Annotated in this window: 25 protein-coding genes; all 25 read left to right on the top strand. The window is 43.8% G+C overall.

From position 1 onward, the window contains the following. Window positions 1–72 precede the first annotated feature (72 nt). The 25 genes from H8S37_RS08170 to H8S37_RS08050 all read left to right on the top strand — a co-directional run bounded on the left by H8S37_RS08170 (window position 73) and on the right by H8S37_RS08050 (window position 23,526). Window positions 73–2,112: a BglG family transcription antiterminator gene (locus tag H8S37_RS08170; protein ID WP_186875482.1), complete on the top strand. Its 2,040-nt coding sequence runs from the start codon at window positions 73–75 to the stop codon at window positions 2,110–2,112. 117 nt (window positions 2,113–2,229) lie between these two features. Further along, window positions 2,230–2,697: a PTS sugar transporter subunit IIA gene (locus tag H8S37_RS08165; RefSeq protein WP_186875481.1), complete on the top strand. Its 468-nt coding sequence runs from the start codon at window positions 2,230–2,232 to the stop codon at window positions 2,695–2,697. Further along, window positions 2,691–2,981 carry a PTS sugar transporter subunit IIB gene (locus H8S37_RS08160; RefSeq protein ID WP_186875480.1) on the top strand — a complete coding sequence of 97 codons (291 nt, stop codon included), beginning with the start codon at window positions 2,691–2,693 and terminating at the stop codon, window positions 2,979–2,981. Before H8S37_RS08165 ends, H8S37_RS08160 begins: the two co-directional genes overlap by 7 nt. A gap of 36 nt (window positions 2,982–3,017) precedes the next feature. Further along, on the top strand, window positions 3,018–4,295 hold the full coding sequence (locus H8S37_RS08155; protein WP_186875479.1) for a PTS ascorbate transporter subunit IIC: 1,278 nt from the start codon (window positions 3,018–3,020) through the stop codon (window positions 4,293–4,295). A gap of 38 nt (window positions 4,296–4,333) precedes the next feature. Then, window positions 4,334–4,723, top strand: a complete 390-nt coding sequence (locus H8S37_RS08150; RefSeq protein WP_186875478.1) for a tetratricopeptide repeat protein — start codon at window positions 4,334–4,336, stop codon at window positions 4,721–4,723. Between the two features lie 18 nt (window positions 4,724–4,741). Then, on the top strand, window positions 4,742–5,587 hold the full coding sequence (locus H8S37_RS08145) for a class II fructose-bisphosphate aldolase (protein WP_186875477.1): 846 nt from the start codon (window positions 4,742–4,744) through the stop codon (window positions 5,585–5,587). Window positions 5,588–5,668: 81 nt separating this feature from the next. Continuing rightward, window positions 5,669–6,289, top strand: a complete 621-nt coding sequence (locus H8S37_RS08140) for an AAA family ATPase (RefSeq protein WP_186875476.1) — start codon at window positions 5,669–5,671, stop codon at window positions 6,287–6,289. Further along, window positions 6,286–7,191: a carbohydrate kinase family protein gene (locus tag H8S37_RS08135; RefSeq protein ID WP_186875475.1), complete on the top strand. Its 906-nt coding sequence runs from the start codon at window positions 6,286–6,288 to the stop codon at window positions 7,189–7,191. The genes H8S37_RS08140 and H8S37_RS08135 overlap by 4 nt, the downstream gene beginning before the upstream one ends. 230 nt (window positions 7,192–7,421) lie before the next feature. Continuing rightward, entirely contained in the window at window positions 7,422–7,868 is a 447-nt protein-coding gene (locus H8S37_RS08130) for a PTS sugar transporter subunit IIA (RefSeq protein ID WP_186875474.1), read from the top strand. A 42-nt stretch (window positions 7,869–7,910) separates the two neighbouring features. Next, window positions 7,911–8,183, top strand: coding sequence for a PTS sugar transporter subunit IIB (locus H8S37_RS08125; RefSeq protein WP_186875473.1), 273 nt, complete (start codon window positions 7,911–7,913; stop codon window positions 8,181–8,183). 171 nt (window positions 8,184–8,354) lie between these two features. After that, the gene (locus tag H8S37_RS08120; protein ID WP_186875472.1) at window positions 8,355–9,632 is read left to right on the top strand and encodes a PTS ascorbate transporter subunit IIC; all 1,278 of its coding nucleotides are present in this window, start codon (window positions 8,355–8,357) and stop codon (window positions 9,630–9,632) included. A 25-nt stretch (window positions 9,633–9,657) separates the two neighbouring features. Further along, on the top strand, window positions 9,658–10,236 hold the full coding sequence (locus H8S37_RS08115; protein ID WP_186875471.1) for a D-sedoheptulose-7-phosphate isomerase: 579 nt from the start codon (window positions 9,658–9,660) through the stop codon (window positions 10,234–10,236). A gap of 16 nt (window positions 10,237–10,252) precedes the next feature. Next, on the top strand, window positions 10,253–12,346 hold the full coding sequence (locus H8S37_RS08110; protein ID WP_186875470.1) for a BglG family transcription antiterminator: 2,094 nt from the start codon (window positions 10,253–10,255) through the stop codon (window positions 12,344–12,346). A gap of 24 nt (window positions 12,347–12,370) precedes the next feature. Beyond that, the gene (locus H8S37_RS08105) at window positions 12,371–13,216 is read left to right on the top strand and encodes a class II fructose-bisphosphate aldolase (protein ID WP_186875469.1); all 846 of its coding nucleotides are present in this window, start codon (window positions 12,371–12,373) and stop codon (window positions 13,214–13,216) included. 82 nt (window positions 13,217–13,298) lie between these two features. Further along, window positions 13,299–13,907 (top strand): AAA family ATPase, encoded by a 609-nt coding sequence (locus H8S37_RS08100; RefSeq protein ID WP_186875468.1) that lies wholly within the window; start codon window positions 13,299–13,301, stop codon window positions 13,905–13,907. 139 nt (window positions 13,908–14,046) lie between these two features. Next, window positions 14,047–15,009, top strand: coding sequence for a beta-ketoacyl-ACP synthase III (locus H8S37_RS08095; RefSeq protein WP_186875467.1), 963 nt, complete (start codon window positions 14,047–14,049; stop codon window positions 15,007–15,009). Window positions 15,010–15,323: 314 nt separating this feature from the next. Beyond that, entirely contained in the window at window positions 15,324–15,548 is a 225-nt protein-coding gene (locus H8S37_RS08090) for an acyl carrier protein (RefSeq protein WP_186875466.1), read from the top strand. Between the two features lie 28 nt (window positions 15,549–15,576). Next, the gene (gene fabK / locus H8S37_RS08085) at window positions 15,577–16,560 is read left to right on the top strand and encodes an enoyl-[acyl-carrier-protein] reductase FabK (protein ID WP_330604906.1); all 984 of its coding nucleotides are present in this window, start codon (window positions 15,577–15,579) and stop codon (window positions 16,558–16,560) included. Beyond that, window positions 16,553–17,473 carry an ACP S-malonyltransferase gene (gene fabD, locus H8S37_RS08080; RefSeq protein ID WP_186875464.1) on the top strand — a complete coding sequence of 307 codons (921 nt, stop codon included), beginning with the start codon at window positions 16,553–16,555 and terminating at the stop codon, window positions 17,471–17,473. The genes fabK and fabD overlap by 8 nt, the downstream gene beginning before the upstream one ends. Continuing rightward, window positions 17,467–18,207 (top strand): 3-oxoacyl-[acyl-carrier-protein] reductase, encoded by a 741-nt coding sequence (gene fabG, locus H8S37_RS08075; protein WP_186875463.1) that lies wholly within the window; start codon window positions 17,467–17,469, stop codon window positions 18,205–18,207. Before fabD ends, fabG begins: the two co-directional genes overlap by 7 nt. A gap of 13 nt (window positions 18,208–18,220) precedes the next feature. Further along, the gene (gene fabF / locus H8S37_RS08070) at window positions 18,221–19,459 is read left to right on the top strand and encodes a beta-ketoacyl-ACP synthase II (protein ID WP_186875462.1); all 1,239 of its coding nucleotides are present in this window, start codon (window positions 18,221–18,223) and stop codon (window positions 19,457–19,459) included. 10 nt (window positions 19,460–19,469) lie between these two features. Continuing rightward, window positions 19,470–19,985, top strand: coding sequence for an acetyl-CoA carboxylase biotin carboxyl carrier protein (gene accB, locus H8S37_RS08065; protein WP_186875461.1), 516 nt, complete (start codon window positions 19,470–19,472; stop codon window positions 19,983–19,985). An 18-nt stretch (window positions 19,986–20,003) separates the two neighbouring features. Further along, the gene (gene fabZ / locus H8S37_RS08060) at window positions 20,004–20,435 is read left to right on the top strand and encodes a 3-hydroxyacyl-ACP dehydratase FabZ (protein WP_186875460.1); all 432 of its coding nucleotides are present in this window, start codon (window positions 20,004–20,006) and stop codon (window positions 20,433–20,435) included. 4 nt (window positions 20,436–20,439) lie between these two features. Then, window positions 20,440–21,792, top strand: a complete 1,353-nt coding sequence (locus tag H8S37_RS08055) for an acetyl-CoA carboxylase biotin carboxylase subunit (protein ID WP_186875459.1) — start codon at window positions 20,440–20,442, stop codon at window positions 21,790–21,792. Between the two features lie 21 nt (window positions 21,793–21,813). Further along, a complete protein-coding gene (locus H8S37_RS08050; RefSeq protein WP_186875458.1) occupies window positions 21,814–23,526 on the top strand; it encodes an acetyl-CoA carboxylase carboxyltransferase subunit alpha in 1,713 nt (570 codons plus the stop codon). Window positions 23,527–23,530: the final 4 nt, after the last annotated feature.

The following is a 23,530-nucleotide window of genomic DNA, read 5'->3' as shown; positions in this document are numbered from 1 at the left end:
TTGTAGTGAGTGGATATGGAAAAGGCGCGAAAAGTAAAGTTATAATTTTAATAGAAAGGAGGTATGCCCAATATGCAGCAAGTGTATATGAATGCCAGATGCAGAGAGATATTACAGATGCTCCTGGAAAGCGATACATATCTGACTCAACAGCAGATTGCTGAGAAAATGCAAGTGTCGAAACGCAGTATTTATTATGACTTGTGCAGAATCAATGAATGGCTTGAATTTTACCATATTCCGGAATTGGAAATGGTCAGAGGAAAAGGGATTCTGATAGAGAAAGCACTGCGTTCTAAGATAGAGGCATGCGCCGAAGGAATTGAAAAGGATGAGAACTATATTCTTTCACCTATGGAGAGAGTACATCTGATTATCTGCATCATTATTTATTCAAAGGAACCGGTGTATATCGACCAGCTTATGGACTACTGTATGGTAAGCAGAAATACGATTTTTAACGATATGCGTGTGGTAGTCAATCAGCTCCAGGACTATGACCTAAAGTTGGAGTATGAGTCGAAAAGGGGATATAGGATCTCCGGAGATTCTATCAAAATTCGGGCAATATTTTTGGTGAATTTTCAGGAACTACAGTCCTTGTTTGAAAATAGAAGTCTGGATTTTATAGAGAGAGAAAGAATCCATGACAATATCGAGAAGCTGAGAAAAATAGAGGAAGAACTAAACACAAAATATGTAGAGGGAAGCTTAGACTCTTTGGCAGTACTTCTTCCGTTGATGGATGGAAGAGATACAAATTTATATTTTCCCAATTTGAAAAGGGCGGAACTGGAGAGTACAAAGGAATTTCAATTAGTGGAAAAATATTTTCCTAAACTGTCGGAGAAAGAGAAAATATATCTTTGCTTGCACCTGCTGGGGGCACGTGTAACAGTAGCCTCCAACGATATTTTTGAGGAAGAGTCCAACCAGACGGTCTATGAAATAACGAAAGCGCTGATTGCAGAGTTTGAAAAGATCGCCTGCGTTACATTTGAAAATAAAGAGGAACTTGGACGGGCGCTGTTTGTTCACATTAATTCCTCCCTGTACCGTTACCAGTATGGAATTCAGATCATGGATACCATGAGTAAGGACATTATCCGAGAATACCCGGATTTATTTGATATTACGAAAGTCGTAAGTAAGTATATAGAAAGGCAGATTGGAATGCCAATTCAGGATGGAGAGATTGCATATCTGGCATTGCACTTTGGGGCACATCTTCCCATCTCTAGAGACAGTCATAGCTCTTTTCGTATTTTAATCGTATGCGCGAACGGTATATCGACAGGAAATATGTTGAGGAGGGAGCTTCAGAAGATGCTGCCGGAAGCGCAGATCGTAGATGTGATAGCGGCACAGAACATTCAAAACGCGCAAAATATCTGCGATTTGATTGTATCTACCGTACGGATAAAAAACGTGGTTCCGGTGGTGCATGTACATCCTATTTTAACAAATGCAGACAGAGAAGAAATTTTGAGGCATGTAAAGGAAAAACCGCTTCTGAGAGATGTAGAAAATTTGTTCTCTATTGTAAAACCGTATATTGGTGAAAAGGACTACGAAACGGTAAAAAAGAAGATTGACGATTATTTTTTCCGTGGGAAAAGAGAAGGGGCCGGCGATACAAAAAGGAAAGCAAAAGGATTTTTAGACTACCTGGTTCCGGGACATATCCAAATTTACAACGGTGAATATCGCTGGACAGACGCTTTGCGTGAATCAGGGAAATGCCTGTTAGAGAATAAAAGCATTGAAAAACGGTACATTGATGATATTATTTCCCAGCTTCGTTATTACGGCCCGTATATGTTTATCACATCAAGGGTAGTGCTGGCTCATTCAAAGCCGGAGGAGGGAGTGAACCGTCTGGATGTCTCGCTCCATATATTTAAGAAGAATATTGCATTCTCAGATTTTCACCGGGCAAATATCATTATCATGCTGGCAGCGGAGGATCAGGAGAGCCATCTGAAGATTTTAAGGGATATTCTGGCAGTATTCTCTATACAGACTAAAATAGACGATATTTTACAGTTGGAGACACCGGAGGAGGTTCTGGCATATTTGGGAAAATCACTGGAACATGAGGAAGATTTATAAACAGGTGCAAAAAAGCACACGATCTTGCACAAAACATGTACAATACTTGGACTTCTAAGTAGAAAAATGAAATGGTACGATAAATGCGATTTAACAAGATGTGGGAGGGAACAGGTCATGATTTCAGAAATGCTGAGAAAAGAAAACATACAGATTCTGGACCATATAGATGACTGGAGAGAAGCAGTACACATAAGTATGAAACCTTTGGAAGATAAAGGATATGTAGAACCGCGTTATGCGGAAGAAATTATCAGAAATACAGAGGAGATAGGCCCGTATTACATTTTGACAGAAGACATAGCGCTGATTCACGGAAGACCCGAACAGGGTGTGTTGAAAAAACAACTGGCAGTAACATTGGTAAACAAGCCGGTCAGATTTTCACAGGACAGCTATCCTGTCAGAATACTGATCGCGCTTGCCGCTACAGACGCGAACTCACATATTGATGTTATGCAGGTATTAGCATCTATTTTTATAGATGAGAAAAAAATACAAAATATGGCAAACTCTAAATCTGTGGAAGAAATTTATACGTTCCTTTTAAAGGAGGAACAGGAAAGGAGGCAAATCTTATGTTAAAAATTCTTACAGTATGCGGCGCAGGGCTTGGAAGCAGTTTCGCCTGCCAGATGAGCGTGGAGGCTGTGCTAAAAGAATTAGGTGTGGAAGCAAAGCTGGATCATACAGATATTTCCAGTGTTGCGGCACAGACAGCGGATATTGTGATTTCAGGAAAGAATTTTGAAAAACAATTTGAACGTATCACGCTGAACTGTCCTGCTGTTTTTCTTGACAGACTGGTAGATAAGACAGAGATCAAGGAAAAACTGACACCTGTATTAAAAGAAGTGGGGGCATTGTAAAAAAACGGAAGAAAGGGAGAAAGTGAGGAAATTTATATGGCGGTATTAAATTTTATTATCAATAATATTCTGACACAGGCGTCTGTCATCATTGGGCTGATCGCATGTCTGGGGCTGCTGCTCCAGAAAAAGCCGGCAGGCGTGGTAGTGTCAGGAACAATGAAAACCATGCTGGGCTTCCTGGTGCTATCGGCAGGATCATCCGTACTCCAGAGTGCTCTGACCTTTTTCGGAGCAGCGTTTAACGCGGCGTTTGGACTGGAATCAGCGGTCGTGGCATCGATCGAAAGCATCAACGGACAGGCGATGGATGCGCTTGGTCTGGGCGGCGACATTGCGATCACTCTGGCAGGTATCTTTATCGTAAATATCATTCTGGCGCGTGTCACCAGATTTAAGTATATCTTTTTGACGGGCCAGGCGCTTTTGTGGGAAGCGACATTGTGTGTTGTATTTGCGTATTTTCTCGGACTGGAAGGACTTCCACTTATCATTGCAGGAAGTATTGTGGGAGGTCTGTTTGCAACGCTGATGCCTGCGCTTGCACAGCCGGTTGTGCGCCAGATTACAGGCAGCGACGACATCGCTCTGGGACATTTCTGTACCTTTGGATATATGGTAACGGCGCTGGTTGCAAAGCTGACAGGAAACAAGGAAAAATCCTCTGAGGACATTAAGCTTCCGAAGAGTCTGGAGTTTTTGCAGGATACATATTTGTCTGTCATGGTCGTTATGATCCCTTTCTATCTGCTGGCGGCAGGATTTGCAGGGCCGCAAGCCTGTGCGGAGTACTGCGGAAGCACGAACTATATGGTATATGCCTTTTTGCAGGCAATGCAGTTTGTAGTAGGGCTGTATGTATTGATGACAGGAGTAAGAATGCTGCTGGCTGAGATTGTTCCGGCATTCCAGGGAATTTCCATGAAGCTGGTTCCAAACTCAAAGCCTGCGCTGGATTGTCCGGTATTGTTTCCATACGCACCGAACGCGGTAATCTTAGGCTTCATCTTTACGACGATTGGATCTTTGATTGGTATGCTGATTTCTCCATATTTCGGAGCGTTTGTTGTTCCGGGAGTTATGAGCAACTTCTTTGCCGGAGGAACGGCAGGAATTTTCGCGAATAAGATGGGCGGACGCCGGGGCGTTGTAATCGGATGTATCGTACACGGTATTTTTATCATGATACTGCCGGCAATGCTTTCTCCAATGCTTGCGGACATTGGATTCCAGAATGTTACCTGTACGGATGTAGATACTATCATTACTTCCTTCTTCTTTGTAATCATCAAGGGAATCGCAGGAATTTTCTAATATAAAAGAATGGCCGCAGAACAAATGGAGGTATGAACATGTTCTTATTTGGAAAGAAAAAATCTTCTGCGAAGGAAGAAACTGTGCAAAAGCCGGAAATAAATACAGAAGAACTGCTTCAAAAGGCAGAAGAGCTCAAAGCGGAATTGGATAATGCTTTAGACAAAGAGCAGAAAGCAAAGCTTTTAACCGAAATAGGTTCCTGTTACTTTCAGGCAGAGGATACAGAGCAGGCAATATACTATTATGAACAAAGCCTGGAAGAGAATAAACAGCTTGGCAGGGCGTATACGGATTTGTTAAAGCTGTACAATCAGAAACGCCAGGAAGCTGCTGAGGCGAAGGATGACGAAAAAATAAAGGAATATATGGACAAGGTGCAGGGACTCATGCAGTTGTCAAAAGACGTATTGCGAGGCAAGGTTTAGGAAGGAGACAAAAGTTTTATGTATAAGAATTTAATTGACTTATTTAAGGAAAACGAAGGAAAAGGGGCAGTAGGAGCATTTAACGTACATTGTTTTGAGATGCTGCCTTCCATGATAAAAGGGGCAGAGGAATTAAATGTACCGGTCATTTTACAGACCTCACTTGGGACGGCGGAATATATCGGCTTTGAACCACTGATCGCGGCAGTGAAAGCACTGGCGGAAACCTCCTCTGTCAGTGTGGCGCTTCACATGGATCACTGCAAAGACATAGAAGCGCTGAAAAAAGCGATCGACTGCGGATATTCTTCTGTCATGTATGACGGCTCCTCTCTGCCGCTGGAAGAAAACATAAAAAATACAAAAGAGGTGGTGGCGTACGCACATGCACACGGTGTGTCCGTAGAAGGAGAGGTAGGCTCTATCGGCGGCGCAGAAGAAGGCGTGGTTGTGGCGAAAGACGCCGCTATGTATACCAGACCAGAGGACGCGCTGCGCTTTGCTTCAGAGACAGGCGTTGACGCACTGGCAGTCTCCATAGGCACGACACATGGACAGTATAAGTCGAAAGCGAAGATTAACTATGAACTGCTTGCGGAATTGAAGGCAAAGCTGGGCGATACAGGGCTTGTACTTCATGGAGGCACAGGTGTATCGGATGAAGATATGAGACGGTGCGTGCGTGAAGGAATGAAGAAAATCAACGTAGGGACAGAGCTGAATAAATCCTATATAGAGGTAGTAAGCAGAACCTTTACGGCAGAGGACGTGACACCGCTGACATCACTGCGGAAGCTCTTAGGGCCTGCAAATGACAGAATCAAAGAGATTGTAAAAGAGAAAGCATCTTTATTTAAGCTATAAGGCGTAAAAAGCAGAGAATAAAAAGGGGAGGGGTGTCCGGTGGTGCCGGCGCCCCTTCCTAGGTGTAAGGGAGAAGATAAAATGAAAAAGACAATGATTCTGCTTGCCGGCTATCCTGCCACCGGGAAGTCTTATCTGTGTAAGCAGATTTTAGAGAAGTATCCTCAGTTCCAAGTGATTTCCCAGGATGATATGAAAGAGGCATTATGGGACGAATACGGATTTGACAACATGGAAGAAAAGACAAAGCTGGAAATGCTAAGCTGGGCAAAGTATTATGGGACGGTAGATGAAAAAATGCAGAAGGGGAGGATGCTGATTTCGGATTATCCGTTTAGTGAAAAACAAAAGGGAAGACTGGCAGATTTGGCAGAAAAAAACAAGTATCAGATGATCACGATTCGCCTTACCGGAGATATAGATATACTGTATGAGCGTTCCAGAAGCCGCGATCTGGATCCGCCCAGACATTTAGGACATCTGGTAAGCAAGTATCACCTGGGAGATGAAATGGAAGACAGGAGCAAGGCGGATTGTATCGTAACGTATGATATTTTCAGAGAACGCTGTATGACAAGGGGATATGATACATTTGAACTGGGGACTCTCATAGAAATAGACGCGACAGATTATAAGAAAATTAATTATCCAAAGATTCTGGAACAAATCGGGAGGAAAATAGAAAGTGGGGGAAAGGAATGAGTATTTTTTGTATTGGTCAATCTGCATATGATATTACGGTACCGATTGACAGACCGCTGATAGAAAATCAGAAATATCGGGTGGAAACGTTTAAAGAGTGTGGCGGCGGACCAGCTCTGAACGCGGCGTGTCTGTGTGCTATGTGGGGAGCAAAGACACAGCTTGTATCCAGGATTGGCAAAGATAAATATGGAAATAAATTAAAGGCGTTATTACGAGAATATGGGGTGGGAACAGATTATTTGATACCAGATGAAGAAATAGATACTCCATACAGCCTGATCGTTTCACGTGCAGAAAACGCAAGCCGTACTATTTTTAATTTTCCCGGGGTGAAAGCAGATATACAGTATACAGTTCCAAAGGAAAAAGCGGATGTGATTCTAAGCGATGGTCATGAACCGGATATTACGCTGAAGATACTCAAGGAAAATACAAATGCTGTGTCGGTGGCAGATGCGGGAACGCTTAGAGAGGGGACTTTCCGGGTAGCGCAGAAGGTGGACTACCTTGTCTGTTCAGAAGATTTTGCAAAACAATACACAGGAAAAACAATCAATCTAAAGGACTGGAAAGCCTGTCAGGAAATTTTCACACAGATAGAAGCTGTCAATCAGAAAACAGCAGTTGTCACATTGGGAGAACGGGGACTTTTGTATCGGAATGAAAACGGGGAAATCTGTCATCTTCCTGCCTGTCAAGTGCAGGCAGTCGATACGTCAGGCGCGGGGGATATTTTCCATGGCGCTTTTGCGTATGGGCTTTATAAGAATCTTTCCCTTCTTGAAAATCTAAAACAGAGTTCTGTCACATCGGCACTCTCTGTCCAGAAGATAGGAAGCCAGGCGGCTATTCCGAGCTTGGAAGAAGTGATAAGAGCGCGGATAGGAAATAAGTTTTGATTTGTACAGTGCCAAATAAGGTACTGTATTTTTTTACATAATAATGTATTGATAGAAATTTTGTCACAAAAACATAGGAAGAAAATTGGTGTTTTCATTTAAAGAATTGTAAAGTACGATAATTATAAATAGTTTTAGAGAAAAAAATAGTGCAAAAAGTACATATGTATTTCCGCGGAAAAGAAAGAGGTTATGAATAATACATAAAATAAACTGTTGGAGGAAAGGTAATGCTTAGTGAGTATTTAAATGAGAAAACGATCAGAACAAATATTGCGGCAAGTGACTGGAAGGAGGCGATACAGAAAGCAGGACAGATTCTTGTAGATGAAGGCATAGCCGAAAATACATATATTGAGGCAATGATTGAGAATGGGGAAGTAAACGGCGGATATTTCGTACTGGTGCCGGGAGTGGCAGTGCCGCATGCAAAGAGTGAGGCCGGCGTGAACAAGGTAGGAATGAGTCTTATGACACTAAAGGAACCTATCAATTTTATAACATCACCAAATAATCCGGTAAAGTTGGTTATCTGCCTGGCGGCCACTGATAATAATACACATATAGACGCTTTAAAGCTTTTAGCAGATTTTCTGGGTGATGAAGACAGTGTTTGTCAGGTGATGCAGGCAAAAGAGAGAAAGGAGGTCATAAATGTATTAAACCAATATAACTGACAGGGGATTATTTCTAAAAAATAAAAAAGGAGGTGCACAAAAATGAAAATTGTGTGTGTATGTGCGATGGGGCTTGGAAGCAGTCTCATTTTGAGAATGAATGTGGAGAAAGCGTTGGAGAGACTGGGGGTCAAAGACGCGAAGGTAGAGGTAGCGGATACCGGTTCTGCCAGAGGTGCAAATCCAGATGTGATTGTATCTTCTCATTCATTTTGTGAAGAACTCGCAGATATGAATGTACCTATGGTAGAAGTGGTAAATTATACAGATATTGCATATATAGAAGCAGAATTAAAAGAAATATTGAGTAAATAACAGAGGGTATCCCCTCTCTAAATGATGAAAGAAAAGGCTCTGGACAAGCAATATTTTCGTCACAAAAGAGGGAATAACTCCAACGGTAGTGTAGCATAAAATTTTATTTCTGTTAAGTAGGAAGAGAGAAATTCATATGAACATATATTGAGTATACAAGAGGAGGAAACGATGAATACAATTATCAGTATTTTGACATCTGTAATAAGCCAGGCGGCTGTGCTTGTAGCATTAATAAGTTTTATTGGACTTGTTGCGCAGAGAGCATCTATAGAACGAACAATGACAGGTACTTTAAAAACATTTTTAGGATTCCTGATTATGGGACAAGGCTCAAATATTATCACAGGTATGTTGGATCCTTTAAATGAAATTATGATGGAGGCCTTTCATATTCAGGGGGTTATCCCTGTAAATGAAGCGATAACGGCGATGGCATCTGAACAATATGGAACAAAAATGGCGTTTATCGCGTTTTTTGGATTGATTATTAACATCCTTTTAGCACGTTTTACAAAATTCAAATATATATTCTTGAGTGGACATCATACGATTATTATGGCGGCGCTAACAGCGGTTATGCTCTCCATGTTTGGTCTGCCGACAGCCGGTGTTATTGCGATTGGAGCAATCGTGGTAGGCATTATGAGTGTTCTGACACCAGCTATTTCTATGCCGTTTGTACGTAAAATTACTGGAGGAGAGACATTTGCATTAGGACACTGGGCTACAACCGGTTATATTTTTTCCGGGTTTATAGGCAAGATTTTTGGAAAAAATCCGGAGGAGACATCTACAGAAAAGATGGAGCTTCCCAAGTGGATGGGATTTTTTAAAGAACCTGTCATATTGATGGGAATTGGTGTATTTATCATTGAAATTATTTGCTGTGCTTTTGCAGGCAGTGAGTTTGTAGCGAATTATGCGGGAACAACCCACATGGTAGTATGGGCACTTATGCAGGGATTTATTTTTAGTGCAGGTGTTTCTGTTATCTTGCTTGGTGTCCGTATGATTTTAGCGGAACTGGTTCCTGCCTTTAAAGGAATTGCGGAAAGAATCGTGCCCAATGCTATACCAGCGCTGGACTGCCCAACTGTTTTCACCTTTGCCCCAAACGCGATTATGGTAGGCTTTATAGGTTATACGATCGGACAGTTTATTGCTTTTGGAATCTGTCTGGCAACAGGAATGACTGTAATTATACCAACTTTGCTGCACAGCTTTTTTATGGGAGGTACAGCAGCGATATTCGCAAATGCGACCGGAGGAAGAAGAGGTGCTGTTATTGGCTCTCTTTTAACAGGTGTTTTAAACAATATGCTTTGTTCGCTGCTGTTCCCGGCATTTGCAGCTCTTGGGTTTGCGGGAACTACATTTGCGGATACAGATTTTTCTATCATCGGTTTAATCTTCTATGGAATCGCACATCTGCTGGGAGTTGCGTAAAATAAGGAAAGACGGAGGCATAAAAGTGAAAGAAGATATTTTCAGAGACAATTTCGAAAGACTAAGAGAAAGTATGAATACGGCGGATGACACATATTTTTTGCCGGCGTATGAATGTATAAAGACTACAAAAGAAACAATAGAAAATGGCAACAAAGTGTTGCTGTGTGGAAACGGAGGAAGTGCTTCGACAGCGTCACATATCACAAATGATTTTATTGGACACATGAGGAACTGGGAGAGAACAGGATATCCGGCCATTGCTTTAACAGCAGACATTTCGGTATTGACAGCACTGACAAATGACTATGGATATGAGTATGTGTTTTCTAAGCAGGTAAAAGCGCTGGGTAAATCAGGAGATATTTTGTGGGCGTTCAGCACAAGCGGAAATTCGGAGAATATTATTCGCGCTGTCAAAGCGGCAAAGGAAAGCGGGATAAAAACGGCTGTATTTACAGATGCGGATGGCGGAAAGTTAAAAAGTATTGCAGATATATGGCTTCCGGTAAACAGCAGGCATGCAATGATCGTAGAAGCGCTTCATTTATTTTATGTACATAGTATTGCAGAATCAGTAGAAGCGATACTGTCTCCGGTTTAGAGAAAAGGGGGAGCCTATGCTGAAAAACAGAGGAATCTATATTTTAAAGCGGCTGTTGGAAGGGAAAACAGCATTTTCACTGACGGATTTGGCCGATGAGTTAAGCATCAGTTCCCGTGCTGTGCGGTATGAGTTAGATGAAATAGATTATTTCTTAAAGTGCAACGGCTTCCCCTGTCTGATAAGAAAAAATAAATCAGGAATCGGGTTTGCGGGGAACAAAGCGGAGCGATGCCAGGTGCTTAAGCTTCTTGAGGAAAGTGGAGCGTATGGAAGAATACTATCCCAGGAAGAAAGAATGTTTACGATCTTTTATCGTTTACTTACGACGGATGAATATATAACAACACAAAAACTTGCGGATGAACTCTTTGTTTCCAGAAGTACAGTTATGAATGATCTAAATAAGATAAAACGGCATTATCCATTCGAAAGTGCAGAAATTCAAACAGTTGCGCATTATGGCATGAAATTGAAGGGAAAAGAGGAGGACATACGGGATTCTGTCGTAGACTTCATGCAGAAATATGTCAAAATAGAGGAAGTGCTGAGAAGTATTAAGAACGGCAGTAATAAAAAGAACAGGAAAGAAGTTAGTTCACTAGATTATATTTTCAAAGATATTCACTATGCCAGTGTAGATTCTTGCATTAAAAAGATAGAATGTAGGACAAACAGAATATTTCCAGATCATATTTATCTATATCTCTTTTCGAGTATTTCTGTTATGCTGCTCCGCATAAAAGAATATGGCAGGTATGAAGGCGGGGCGCCTGTAGAAGCAGAAGATCAGAAAAACAGAGAAATATTAAAAATGATTATCTGTGATATAGAAACAACGTCAGGTCTTTTTCTTTCAAGTTTTGATAAATATTATGCGGGCAAAATGCTCAATAGTATATTGTGCGACGGAAATCTCGCATATAAAAATATCAATTATATAGATAAGCAGGTTGTAATGCTAGATTTTATCGATAGTGTGGGGAAAAGTCTGGAAGTCGATTTCACCAAGGATAAAATATTGATAGATATGCTAAACACAGATATATGTACGATTTTGAACAAAGACAGACATCCATTGGAATTTAATGAGGATGTTCATTCCTATGTGCTGAAGCTGTGTCCAGATATATTGCCTGTTGTAAGAGCATCTCTTCCAGTTTTAGAAAAGGGAATTGGAATTTGTCTGAACGAAAACTGGCTGAATCATATTGCGTCTATATTTGTAGAGGCGTTACAAAGATACAGACCTCTGGTGGCGGACAAAAAAGAGGTTCTTATTGTATGTGCTTCTGGTCAGATTACTTCTAGATTACTAAATTACCGGCTAAATGCTATCTTTGAGGTAAATGTGGTAGATATTATCCCATATAACCAATTAGAAGAATATACGAAACATATAGAGGAAGAAATATTAATTATAAGTACGATTCCACTGGATACCAAATCGTATATAAAGGTGAGTCCTACGCTTACCCCAGAGGATATCAGGCTGTTGAAGCAATATCTTCCCACTAGAGTGATAGACTATAATTTGTTGGCGAAGATTATGGATGCTGTAACGGACAACTGCCAGATTACAAATTATAAAGCACTTTACGACAGTCTGTTAGATATTTTTGGGTTCAAAGAGTACCATAGAAATTTTGAAAGGCCACTTTTAGAAGACATTATAAGACCAGAAAATATAGTCATTGGGTATGACTGTGATAACTGGCGGGAAGCAGTGGAGGCTTCCGGCAGTATCCTTATGAAAAATGGATATATAAAAAAAGAATATATAGAAGACATTATGGATACTCTGGAGGAAAAACGGGAATACGTGGTAATTGCAAAGGGAATTGCACTCCCACATGCAAGATCCTTCAATCATGTGAACCGAATTGGAATGTCAATTTTAAGGCTGAAAGAGCCTGTTCGATTTGGAAATAAATTTAATGATCCTGTAGAGTTCATATTTGTTTTTTGTACAACGGATAATACATCCCATTTGGAAGCCTTGCGGCAATTTAACATTATGATCAGTGATGAAGAAATTTTAAATGAACTGCGTAAAGCAACAAAAAAAGAACAAATTACAGAGCTTATAAAAAGGATATCTCGGCTATAGAACAAGAAATCAGGGAGGCTTTTCATGTATAAAAATTTGGTGGATTTATTTAAAGAAAACGAAAGAAAAGGGGCAGTAGGAGCATTTAACGTACATTGTTTTGAGATGCTGCCTTCCATGATAAAGGGGGCAGAGGAATTAAATGTTCCGGTCATTTTACAGACCTCACTGGGGACGGCGGAATATATCGGCTTTGAACCACTGATCGCGGCAGTGAAAGCACTGGCGGAAACCTCCTCTGTCAGTGTGGCGCTTCACATGGATCACTGTAAAGACATAGAAGCGCTGAAAAAAGCGATCAACTGCGGGTATTCCTCTGTCATGTATGACGGCTCCTCTCTGCCGCTGGAAGAAAACATTAAAAATACAAAAGAGGTGGTGGAGTACGCACATGCACACGGTGTGTCCGTAGAAGGAGAGGTGGGCTCTATCGGCGGCGCAGAGGAAGGCGTGGTTGTGGCGAAGGACGCCGCTATGTATACGAGACCAGAGGACGCGCTGCGCTTTGCTTCAGAGACGGGCGTTGACGCACTGGCAGTCTCCATAGGCACAACACATGGACAGTATAAGTCGAAAGCGAAGATTAACTATGAACTGCTTGCGGAATTGAAGGTAAAGCTGGGAGATACAGGACTTGTACTTCATGGAGGCACAGGTGTGTCGGATGAAGATATGAGACGGTGCGTGCGTGAAGGAATGAAGAAAATCAATGTAGGGACAGAACTGAATAAATCCTATATAGAGGTGGTAAGCAGAACCTTTACGGCAGAGGACGTGACACCGCTGACATCACTGCGGAAGCTCTTAGGGCCTGCAAATGACAGAATCAAAGAGATTGTAAAAGAGAAAGCATCTTTATTTAAGCTATAAGGCGTAAAAAGCAGAGAATAAAAAAGGGGAGGGGTGTCCGGTGGTGCCGGCGCCCCTTCCTAAGTGTAAGGGAGAAGATAAAATGAAAAAGACAATGATTCTGCTTGCCGGCTATCCTGCCACCGGGAAGTCTTATCTGTGTAAGCAGATTTTGGAGAAGTATCCTCAGTTTCAGGCGATTTCCCAGGACGACATGAAAGAGGCACTATGGGACGAATATGGATTTGACAGCATGGAAGAAAAGACAAAGCTGGAAATGTTAAGCTGGACAAAGTATTATGGGACAGTAGATGAAAAAATGCGGGAAGGGAGGATGCTGATTTCGGATTATCCGTTCAGTGAAAAACAAAAGGGAAGACTGGCAGATTTGGCAGAAAAAAACAAGTATCAGATGATCACGATTCGCCTTACCGGAGATATAGACATACTGTATGAGCGTTCCAGAAGCCGTGATCTGGATCCGTCCAGACATTTAGGGCATCTGGTGAGCAAGTATCACCTGGGAGATGAAATGGAAGACAGAAGCAGGGCGGATTGTATCGTAACGTATGATATTTTCAGAGAACGCTGTATGACAAGGGGATATGATACATTTGAGCTGGGGACTCTCATAGAAATAGATGCGACAGACTATCGCAAAATAAAGTATACAGAGATTTTAGAAAAAGTAGGCAGTCTTTTGAAGGAGTAAAGTCCTTCAAAAGGCGGTGTGCCCTTTAGGAGATTTTTTTCTTGACTTTTCTTTTTTTTGTGATATACTTTGAAAGTCAAAGTATTTTAGAGCCAAAGTATTAAGCTGCAAAAGCAGCTGGTAAATATGGAGAATGTATATGATTGGAAAAATATATGGAACAGGCTCCAGCCTGCCAAAACGAATAGTAAGCAACGACGATCTGGCAAAGATAGTAGATACGAACGACGCTTGGATACGGGAACGGACCGGAGTGGCAAGAAGGCGGATTATCAAGGAAGAAACAACGGTTTCTATGGCGACGGAAGCGGCCAAAAAGGCATTAGAACAAAGCAGTATTACAGCGGAGGAGGTTGATTTGATTTTAGTCTCTACGATTTCTTCCGAAGTGATACTTCCCTGTACGGCATGTGAAGTACAGAAAAATATAAAGGCAGTAAATGCGGCGGCGTTTGACATCAATGCAGCGTGCGCAGGCTTTCTCTTTGGATATAATACCGCACAGGCATATATCGCGGCAGGCATGGCAAAGACAGTGCTGGTTATCGGTTCAGAAAGCCTGTCGAATCTGGTAAACTGGAAAGACAGAAGTACCTGTATTTTATTTGGTGATGGAGCTGGGGCGGCAGTGTTAAAAGCGGAAAAAGGGAAGCTGCTTCCCAGTGTGAGTCATTCAGACGGCAAAAAAGGAGAAGCTCTTACCTGCCTTAGCAGGCACAGAAAGGGGAGCCCTGCAAGGACGCGGGATTTACAGGCATATATGCAGATGGACGGACAGAGTGTGTTTAAGTTCGCAGTGAAAAAGGTTCCAAAAGCAGTGGAAGAGGTGTTAGAAGAAGCAGGTCTTAAGGCGGACGATATTGATTATTTTATTTTGCACCAGGCAAACAGACGAATTGTAGAAGCGGTGGCGAAACGTCTGAAGACAGACATAGAGAAGTTTCCTATGAATCTGGAGGAATATGGAAATACATCCTCCGCAAGTATCCCGATTCTCTTAGACGAAATGAATCGTAAGGGGAAATTTATAAAGGGGCAGAAGATCATTCTTGCCGGATTCGGGGCGGGGCTTTCCTGGGGAGCGGCTCTTCTGGAATGGTAGAAAGTAACGGTTCAGCCCGCGCCATTCGTAAAACCGCACTGCGTGCTTATCGTGGCTGCCGCCACCGTTTTACTCATTGATGGGCGCTTAAACTCATACAGATGTACGCTCGCAAAAACATGCAGGCATGTTTTATGCTTCCCGCACACTGTATGGCTGAACTGTTACGGTAGAAAATGAAAAAAGGTAATTACCGGCGTCGCCGGATTACAATATAAATAACTTAGGATGCCGGAAGCATAGCGGAAAAAGAGCAGCCTTGCAAAACGGCATACAAAGATTGAAAGAAGAAATAAAAGAAAGGAAATGAAAAAATGTTAGAGAAAATCAAAGAAATTGTAGCAGAATCTTTAGGAGCGGACGCAGCATCTATTACAGAGGAGACTTCTTTTAAGGACGATTTGGGAGCAGATTCCTTAGATTTATTTGAAATGGTTATGGCGTTTGAAGAAGAATTTGAAGTGGAAATTCCATCAGAGGATTTGGAAAAGATTGCAACGGTCGGAGATGTTGTAAAATATCTGGAAGCTCATAAATAAATTATGACAGGACAAAAGCTGGCGGGGGATTTCCCCTGCCGCTGTCAAAAAAGAGAAGAGGAAGGTTGTCAGCATGAAAACAAAAGTAACCGAACTATTAGGAATTGAATACCCAATCATACAGGGCGGAATGGCATGGGTTGCTGAATATCATCTTGCAGCCGCCGTATCCCAGGCAGGCGGGCTTGGACTGATTGGCGCGGCGAGCGCACCGGCGGACTGGGTGCGGGAACAGATAAGAGAAGCAAAGAAACTTACAGAGAAACCGTTTGGCGTAAATATTATGCTGATGAGTCCTTATGCGGACGACGTGGCGAAAGTGATTGTGGAGGAAGGGGTCAAGGTAGTAACTACTGGCGCCGGTTCTCCAGAGAAATATATGAAGATGTGGAAAGAGGCGGGAGTGAAAGTCATTCCTGTCGTAGCTTCTGTAGCGCTGGCAAAACGTATGGAAAGAAGCGGTGCCGACGCGGTCGTAGCGGAAGGAACAGAAGCGGGGGGACATATTGGAGAGAATACGACAATGGTTTTAGTTCCCCAGGTTGTGGATGCGGTAAATATCCCGGTGATTGCGGCAGGAGGTATCGCAGACGGCAGAGGAATTGCCGCAGCGTTCATGCTGGGCGCGCAGGGCGTGCAGATGGGGACGCATTTTGTAGTGACGAAAGAATCTCAGGTACATGAAAATTATAAGAAATGCATTATCAAAGCGCGGGACATTGACTCCAGAGTGACAGGCAGAACGACAGGACATCCGGTTCGGGCCCTTCGAAACCAGATGACGAAGGTATACTTAGAGAAAGAAAAGGAAGGCGCGACTTTTGAAGAGCTGGAGCTTCTGACCTTAGGCGGGCTTAGGAAGGCTGTTGTAGAGGGAGATGTCCAGAATGGAAGCGTGATGGCAGGACAGATTGCGGGAATGGTGAAAGAAGAGCTGACCTGCCAGGAACTGATCCAGAAACTAGTGAGGGAAACAGACGATTTAATTGGAGGAAAGGGCTTCTATGAGTAAAATAGCATTTATCTTTCCCGGACAAGGAGCGCAGAAGGCGGGAATGGGAAAGGATTTTTATGAACAGAGTGAAACAGCAAGAAGGATCATTGACAGAGCGTCCGAATTGCTGGATATAGATATGAAAGCCTTGTGCTTTGAAGAAAATGAGAAGCTGGATCAGACGGAATATACACAGGCGGCGCTTGTGACGGTCTGTATGGCAATGGAAAAGGTATTAGAAGAAAAAGGGCTAAAGCCGGACGTGACGGCCGGATTAAGCCTTGGCGAGTACTGTGCGGTTGCATCTGCGGGCGCAATGAGCACAGAAGACGCAATTAAGACAGTGAGAAAAAGAGGAATCTTAATGGAAACAGCCGTTCCGAAAGGAAAGGGCGCTATGGCGGCAGTGCTGGGCATGGAGAATGAAGCGGTAGAAGAAATCGTTGGAAATATAGACGGTGTGACTGTGGCGAATTATAACTGCCCGGGACAGATTGTAATTACCGGATGGACAGAGGCGGTGGATAAAGCAGAAAAAGCGCTGAAAGACGCCGGAGCAAGACGTGTTATGATTTTGAATGTCAGCGGCCCGTTCCATTCTCCGATGCTTCAAAAAGCAGGAGAAGAGCTTCAAAAGGTGTTAGAAGAGGTAGAGTTAAAGCCACTTGCGATTCCTTATGTAACCAATGTGACAGCAGAATATATAACAGACAGCAGTCAGACAAAAGAACTCCTTTCCAGACAGGTAGCCTCATCCGTACGCTGGCAGCAGAGTATGGAGCGCATGATAGAGGACGGGGTGGATACCTTTGTGGAAATCGGCCCGGGGCGTACACTTGCAGGATTTATGAAGAAGATTGACAAAGAGGTAAGAGTCCGAAATGTCGGCTGCATGGAGGATGTAGAAAAGGTGGTGCAGGAGCTATGTTAAATGACAAAGTAGCAGTTGTAACTGGGGCTTCCAGAGGAATCGGCAAAGCGGTGGCGAAGAAGCTGGCTGCACAGGGAGCGCTTGTAATTATCAATTATAACGGTTCGAAAGAACGAGCAGAAGATGTGAAGCGTAAGATCGAAGCAGATGGTGGGAAAGCGGAAATCTACCAATGTAATGTATCGGATTTTTCTTCCTGCGAAGTCTTTTTGGGGGAGATTGTAAAGCAGTATGGAAGAATCGATATTCTGGTAAATAATGCTGGAATCACACGTGACGGCCTCTTGATGAAGATGTCAGAGGAAGACTATGATGCGGTGCTTGATACAAACTTAAAAGGAACTTTCAACTGTATTCGTTTTGCGGCAAGACAGATGATAAAGCAAAGAAGCGGACGCATCATCAACATGGCGTCGGTTTCTGGTGTTCTTGGAAATGCAGGGCAGGCAAACTATTCCGCATCTAAGGCAGGCGTTATCGGACTGACAAAGTCAGCAGCAAGAGAATTTGCCTCCAGAGGGATTACGGTCAATGCAGTGGCACCGGGATTTATCCGTACGGAGATGACAGCAGTGCTCTCAGATAAGGTAAAAGACACGGCGTGTGCACAGATTCCTCTTGGGAAATTTGGAGAACCGGAAGACATCGCGGAGGCAGTTGCTTTCCTCGCTTCCGATGAAGCAAGATATATCACCGGACAGGTAATAAATGTAGACGGCGGAATGGCAATGTAGAAGGAGAAGAGGTATGAAAAGAAGAGTTGTAGTAACCGGACTTGGGGCGGTAACGCCGATTGGAAATACAGTAGAAGAATTCTGGAACGGAATCAGAGAAGGGAAAGTTGGAATTGGCCCGATCACGAAATTTGATGTTTCAGACTATAAGGTACAGATTGCGGCGGAAGTAAAGGGATTTGTTGCAAAAGAACGCATGGATTTCAAAGCGGCGAAACGTATGGAGCTGTTTTCACAGTATGCGGTTGCTGCGGCGAAGGAGGCATTTGAGGACGCGGGGCTGGACATGAGCAAAGAAGATGCGTACCGTACAGGAGTGATTGTAGGCTCTGGAATTGGAAGTCTGCAGGCAGTAGAGACAAATTATACAAAGATTGTAGAAAAAGGTCCCAGCCGGGTAAATCCTCTGATGGTGCCTTTGATGATTTCTAATATGGCGGCAGGCAATGTGTCGATTCAGCTTGGACTAAAAGGAAAATGTACGAATGTCGTGACGGCCTGCGCTTCTGGAACACACTGTATCGGAGATGCGTTCCGCGCGATTCAGTATGGGGACGCGGATGTGATGGTTGCGGGCGGCACAGAGAGCAGCATCTGCCCAACTGGAGTGGCAGGATTTACCGGACTGACGGCGCTCTCTACCTCTGCGGATCCGATGCGTGCTTCGATCCCGTTTGACAAGGACAGAGATGGATTTGTCATGGGAGAAGGTGCTGGAATTGTTGTGTTAGAGGAATTGGAACATGCGAAGAGGCGAGGCGCGAAAATCTATGCAGAGCTTGTCGGCTACGGTGCGACTGCGGACGCTTACCATATCACCTCTCCGGAAGAAAATGGGGAAGGCGCAGGCATGGCAATGAAGCTTGCCATGCAGGAAGCGCAAGTGAGGCCGGAACAGATTGACTATATCAATGCGCATGGAACAAGTACGCACCACAACGATCTGTTTGAGACAAGGGCGATTAAATATGCGCTTGGGGAAGCGGCAAAAGGGGTTGTTATTAACTCCACGAAGTCTATGATTGGACATTTGCTCGGCGCGGCAGGAGGCGTAGAATTTGTCGTGTGTGTCAAGAGCATTGAAGATAGATTTATCCATCAGACTATGGGAACAGTGCAGACAGACGAGGAATGTGATTTGAATTATGCGCTGGGGGCCCCGGTTGAGAAGGAAGTCAATTATGTTTTGACAAATTCCCTTGGATTCGGCGGGCACAATGCAACCTTATTGTTGAAGAAATATGAAGGGTAGAAATAAAAAAATGAAATTTGATGAGTTGTTACAGTTGGTAGAAGCGGTATCAAAATCAGAACTGACAGAATTAAAATATGAGAAAGAGAATGAAAAAGTCTGCTTAAAGAAACAGGAAAAAGAAGTGAAAATTCAGCAGGTTCTTCCTCAGATGGTGTCAGGCATGCCGATGCAGGGGCAGGCGGATATTGCCTCCTGTGGTACGGACGCCTTCTTTGCACAGACAGCTCCGGCAGCAGCGTTGACACCGGAGACAGGCAAGAGAGAGGAAGCAGATAATACAAAGACAGAAGGCCATATAGTAAAATCTCCTCTGGTTGGAACTTTCTATGCAGCGCCTGCCGAGGATGCGAAAGCCTATGTAGAGGTGGGAGATACGGTAAAGGAAGGGCAGGTTCTGGCGATTGTGGAGGCAATGAAGCTGATGAACGAGATTGAAAGTGAATTTTCCGGGAAAATCTGTGAAATCCTTGTAAAGAACGGAGAAGCAGTGGAATATGGACAGCCCCTGTTTGTGATTCGTTAGAAAGGAAAGGTGCGATAGATGAACAGTTTGAATATAGAACAGATTCAGGAAATTATTCCACACAGACATCCATTTTTGCTTCTGGATGCCATTGAGGATTACGAGCCTGGACAGTACGCTGTAGGATATAAATGTGTCACATACAGAGAAGATTTCTTCAAAGGACATTTTCCGCAAAAGGCGGTTATGCCGGGCGTCTTAATCTTAGAAGCGCTTGCCCAGACAGGGGCGGTGGCAATTTTAAGCGTTCCGGAAAATAAAGGCAAAATTGCCTTTTTCGGAGGGGTACAGAAATGCCGTTTTAAAGGAATGGTATTTCCGGGAGATAAGTTAAAGCTTGAGACAAAGATTATAAAACAAAAAGGGCCTGTCGGAGTCGGCGAGGCGGTTGCCACTGTGGACGGAAAAGTGGTAGTCAGCGCAGAACTGACATTTATGGTAGGGGAGTAAGAACATGATTCAGAAAGTATTGATTGCAAACCGCGGAGAGATAGCGGTACGGATTATCCGGGCATGTCGTGAGATGGGGATTGAGACGGTGGCGGTTTATTCAGAGGCGGACAAAGAAGCGCTGCATACCCAGCTTGCGGATGAAGCGATCTGTATCGGGCCGGCTCCCTCGTCAGACAGCTACTTAAGTATGGAACGAATCATAAGCGCGACCCTTGTCTCTGGGGCAGATGCGATTCATCCGGGCTTCGGATTCCTGTCTGAAAACAGTAAATTCGCCCAGCTGTGCGAAAAGTGCGGTATCATTTTTATCGGGCCGGATTCCAGTGTGATTGCCAGTCTGGGAAATAAATCGGTTGCCAGAAATACAATGGAAAGCGCGGGGGTTCCGGTTATACCGGGCAGCAAGGAACCGGTGACGGAAGCGGAAAGCGGAGAAAAAATCGCCGGAGAAATTGGGTATCCGGTGATTATAAAGGCAGCGCTTGGCGGAGGCGGCAAAGGAATGCGCGTCGCTAAGGATGCGTCTGAATTTGCAAACAGTTTCCATACGGCGCAGCAGGAAGCTGTAAACGCATTCGGTGACGGAACGATGTATATAGAACATTTCGTACAGCACCCGAGACATATTGAATTTCAAATTCTTGCTGACAAATATGGAAATGTGATTCATTTAGGAGAGAGAGACTGTTCTATTCAGAGAAATCACCAAAAAATGATTGAAGAGTCCCCTTGTATAGCGCTAAATGATACGCTCAGGAAAAAAATGGGAGAAGCAGCGGTCAAAGCGGCGAAGGCGGCAAACTATGTCAATGCAGGAACGATTGAATTTCTTCTGGAGAAAAATGGAAATTTCTATTTTATGGAGATGAATACGCGCATCCAGGTAGAACATCCTGTGACGGAGTGGGTGACAGGAATTGATTTGATTAAGGAGCAGATACGCATTGCAGACGGCAGAAGGTTAAGCTATGCCCAGGAGGATGTCAAGATTACAGGTCATGCTATCGAATGTCGGATCAATGCGGAGAATCCGAAGAAAAATTTCCGTCCTTCTCCGGGAACGATTACAGATATGTATCTTCCAGGAGGAAAGGGCGTGCGCATTGACGCCGCTATTTACAGTGGTTATACAGTTCCGCCGTACTATGATTCTATGCTGGCGAAGCTGATCGTACATGCAAAAAACAGAAAAGAAGCTGTGATGAAGCTAAGAAGCGCCCTGGGAGAAGTCATTATCGAAGGGATCGACACAAATGTGGACTATCAGTATGAAATCCTGCATCATCCAGATTTCGTGAGTGGAGATATTGACATAGAATTCATCGAGAAGATGGGAAAAGAAAAGGGAGAATAATCTCTTTGGAGGAATTGTCTGATGAAATTGCAGAATATGTTTAAAAAGACGAGCAGAAAGAATTATATTGCATTGAAGGAGCGTCCAGAAGTGCCGGAAGGCCTTCTGCGCAAATGCAATAAATGTGGGGCGGCTATTATAGCAGAGGATGTAAAGCAGGGATATTATATCTGCCCCAAATGCGGCGGGTATTTCCGCGTGCATGCTTACAGAAGAGTTGCGATGATAGCAGACGAGGGAACGTTCGAAGAATGGGATAAGGAGATGGAATTTGTAAATCCCCTGTCCTTTAGAGGATATAAAGAAAAGGCAGAAAAATTAAGACAATCTACAGGATTGAATGAAGCGGTTGTGACAGGAAAGGCAAAAATCGACGGTATACCGGCAGTACTGGGGGTATGTGACGGACGTTTTCTGATGGCAAGTATGGGAGAAATCGTCGGAGAGAAGATTGTGCGTGCAGTAGAGCGTGCGACAGAAGAACAACTGCCAGTTATTTTGTTCGCCTGTTCAGGCGGTGCAAGAATGCAGGAGGGTATTCTTTCTCTTATGCAGATGGCAAAGACTTCGGCCGCGTTGAAAAAGCACAGTGATGCAGGGGGACTGTATATTTCCGTTCTGACCGATCCTACAACCGGAGGCGTGACGGCAAGCTTCGCCATGTTAGGAGACATCATTTTGGCAGAACCAGGAGCGCTGATAGGCTTTGCAGGGCCGCGCGTGATTGAGCAGACGATAGGGGAAAAGCTTCCGAAAGGCTTTCAACGTTCTGAATTTTTACTGGAGCATGGCTTTATAGATTCGATTGTAGAAAGAGAAAATATGAAACAGGTTCTTTCACAGATAGTACGCCTGCACAGCAAAGGGGAAATTTTGTGTAAGAAGGACAAAACACAGACAACAGACACCTGCCTGACAAAGAAAGAAGAAAGGCAGCACGTAAAGCTCCATGCAAGAAGTGCCTGGGACAGAGTACAGATTTCCAGAAAGAAAGGGCGTCCCGTCGGTGCGGACTATGTAGACAGCCTGTTTACGGATTTCATAGAACTGCATGGAGATCGTTACTATAAAGATGATCCGGCCATTATAGGGGGTATTGCCCGTTTTCATGGTATGCCGGTGACTGTGATTGCGCAGGCAAAAGGAAAGACAACGAAAGAGAACGTAAAGCGTAATTTTGCTATGCCTTCACCGGAAGGGTACAGAAAAGCGCTCAGGCTGATGAAGCAGGCGGAAAAATTTCACCGCCCGGTGCTCTGTTTCGTAGATACGCCGGGAGCTTTCTGTGGGCTGGAAGCAGAGGAAAGAGGACAGGGAGAGGCAATCGCAAAGAATTTGTTTGAATTGTCGGCTTTACAGGTTCCAGTGCTCTCCATTGTCATTGGAGAAGGCGGAAGCGGCGGTGCGCTTGCGCTTGCAGTGGCAGACGAGGTGTGGATGCTGGAAAATGCCGTCTATTCTGTACTGTCTCCGGAGGGCTTTGCAAGTATTCTATGGAAAGACAGCGGACGGGCGCGTGAGGCGGCAGAAGTCATGAAGCTGACAGCGCAGGACTTAAAGGAGCTGGGAGTGATTGAAAAAATCATTCCAGAGCCAGAGGATTTTACAGCAGATACGATACAAGAAGTAATCTTAGAACTTGAAGAAGCGATTGATAGATTTCTGGAGACATATACGCAGACAGACGGCAGGAAACTTGCACAAGACAGGTATGAACGCTTTCGGAGAATGTAAAATG

Origin of the sequence: Mediterraneibacter hominis, from assembly GCF_014287475.1 — a bacterium.
Taxonomy (GTDB): Bacteria; Bacillota; Clostridia; order Lachnospirales; family Lachnospiraceae; genus Mediterraneibacter; species Mediterraneibacter hominis.
Note: the sequence above shows the minus strand (reverse complement) of the source record. Positions and strands in the feature narration are given on the sequence as shown.

Bases quoted from the DNA above. Each gene is read 5' to 3' on its own strand.
- H8S37_RS08170 (WP_186875482.1), top strand. From the start codon at position 73: ATGCAGCAAGTGTATATGAATGCCAGATGCAGAGAGATATTACAGATG.
- H8S37_RS08165 (WP_186875481.1), top strand. From the start codon at position 2,230: ATGATTTCAGAAATGCTGAGAAAAGAAAACATACAGATTCTGGACCAT.
- H8S37_RS08160 (WP_186875480.1), top strand. From the start codon at position 2,691: ATGTTAAAAATTCTTACAGTATGCGGCGCAGGGCTTGGAAGCAGTTTC.
- H8S37_RS08155 (WP_186875479.1), top strand. From the start codon at position 3,018: ATGGCGGTATTAAATTTTATTATCAATAATATTCTGACACAGGCGTCT.
- H8S37_RS08150 (WP_186875478.1), top strand. From the start codon at position 4,334: ATGTTCTTATTTGGAAAGAAAAAATCTTCTGCGAAGGAAGAAACTGTG.
- H8S37_RS08145 (WP_186875477.1), top strand. From the start codon at position 4,742: ATGTATAAGAATTTAATTGACTTATTTAAGGAAAACGAAGGAAAAGGG.
- H8S37_RS08140 (WP_186875476.1), top strand. From the start codon at position 5,669: ATGAAAAAGACAATGATTCTGCTTGCCGGCTATCCTGCCACCGGGAAG.
- H8S37_RS08135 (WP_186875475.1), top strand. From the start codon at position 6,286: ATGAGTATTTTTTGTATTGGTCAATCTGCATATGATATTACGGTACCG.
- H8S37_RS08130 (WP_186875474.1), top strand. From the start codon at position 7,422: ATGCTTAGTGAGTATTTAAATGAGAAAACGATCAGAACAAATATTGCG.
- H8S37_RS08125 (WP_186875473.1), top strand. From the start codon at position 7,911: ATGAAAATTGTGTGTGTATGTGCGATGGGGCTTGGAAGCAGTCTCATT.
- H8S37_RS08120 (WP_186875472.1), top strand. From the start codon at position 8,355: ATGAATACAATTATCAGTATTTTGACATCTGTAATAAGCCAGGCGGCT.
- H8S37_RS08110 (WP_186875470.1), top strand. From the start codon at position 10,253: ATGCTGAAAAACAGAGGAATCTATATTTTAAAGCGGCTGTTGGAAGGG.
- H8S37_RS08105 (WP_186875469.1), top strand. From the start codon at position 12,371: ATGTATAAAAATTTGGTGGATTTATTTAAAGAAAACGAAAGAAAAGGG.
- H8S37_RS08100 (WP_186875468.1), top strand. From the start codon at position 13,299: ATGAAAAAGACAATGATTCTGCTTGCCGGCTATCCTGCCACCGGGAAG.
- H8S37_RS08095 (WP_186875467.1), top strand. From the start codon at position 14,047: ATGATTGGAAAAATATATGGAACAGGCTCCAGCCTGCCAAAACGAATA.
- H8S37_RS08090 (WP_186875466.1), top strand. From the start codon at position 15,324: ATGTTAGAGAAAATCAAAGAAATTGTAGCAGAATCTTTAGGAGCGGAC.
- fabD (WP_186875464.1), top strand. From the start codon at position 16,553: ATGAGTAAAATAGCATTTATCTTTCCCGGACAAGGAGCGCAGAAGGCG.
- fabG (WP_186875463.1), top strand. From the start codon at position 17,467: ATGTTAAATGACAAAGTAGCAGTTGTAACTGGGGCTTCCAGAGGAATC.
- fabF (WP_186875462.1), top strand. From the start codon at position 18,221: ATGAAAAGAAGAGTTGTAGTAACCGGACTTGGGGCGGTAACGCCGATT.
- accB (WP_186875461.1), top strand. From the start codon at position 19,470: ATGAAATTTGATGAGTTGTTACAGTTGGTAGAAGCGGTATCAAAATCA.
- fabZ (WP_186875460.1), top strand. From the start codon at position 20,004: ATGAACAGTTTGAATATAGAACAGATTCAGGAAATTATTCCACACAGA.
- H8S37_RS08055 (WP_186875459.1), top strand. From the start codon at position 20,440: ATGATTCAGAAAGTATTGATTGCAAACCGCGGAGAGATAGCGGTACGG.
- H8S37_RS08050 (WP_186875458.1), top strand. From the start codon at position 21,814: ATGAAATTGCAGAATATGTTTAAAAAGACGAGCAGAAAGAATTATATT.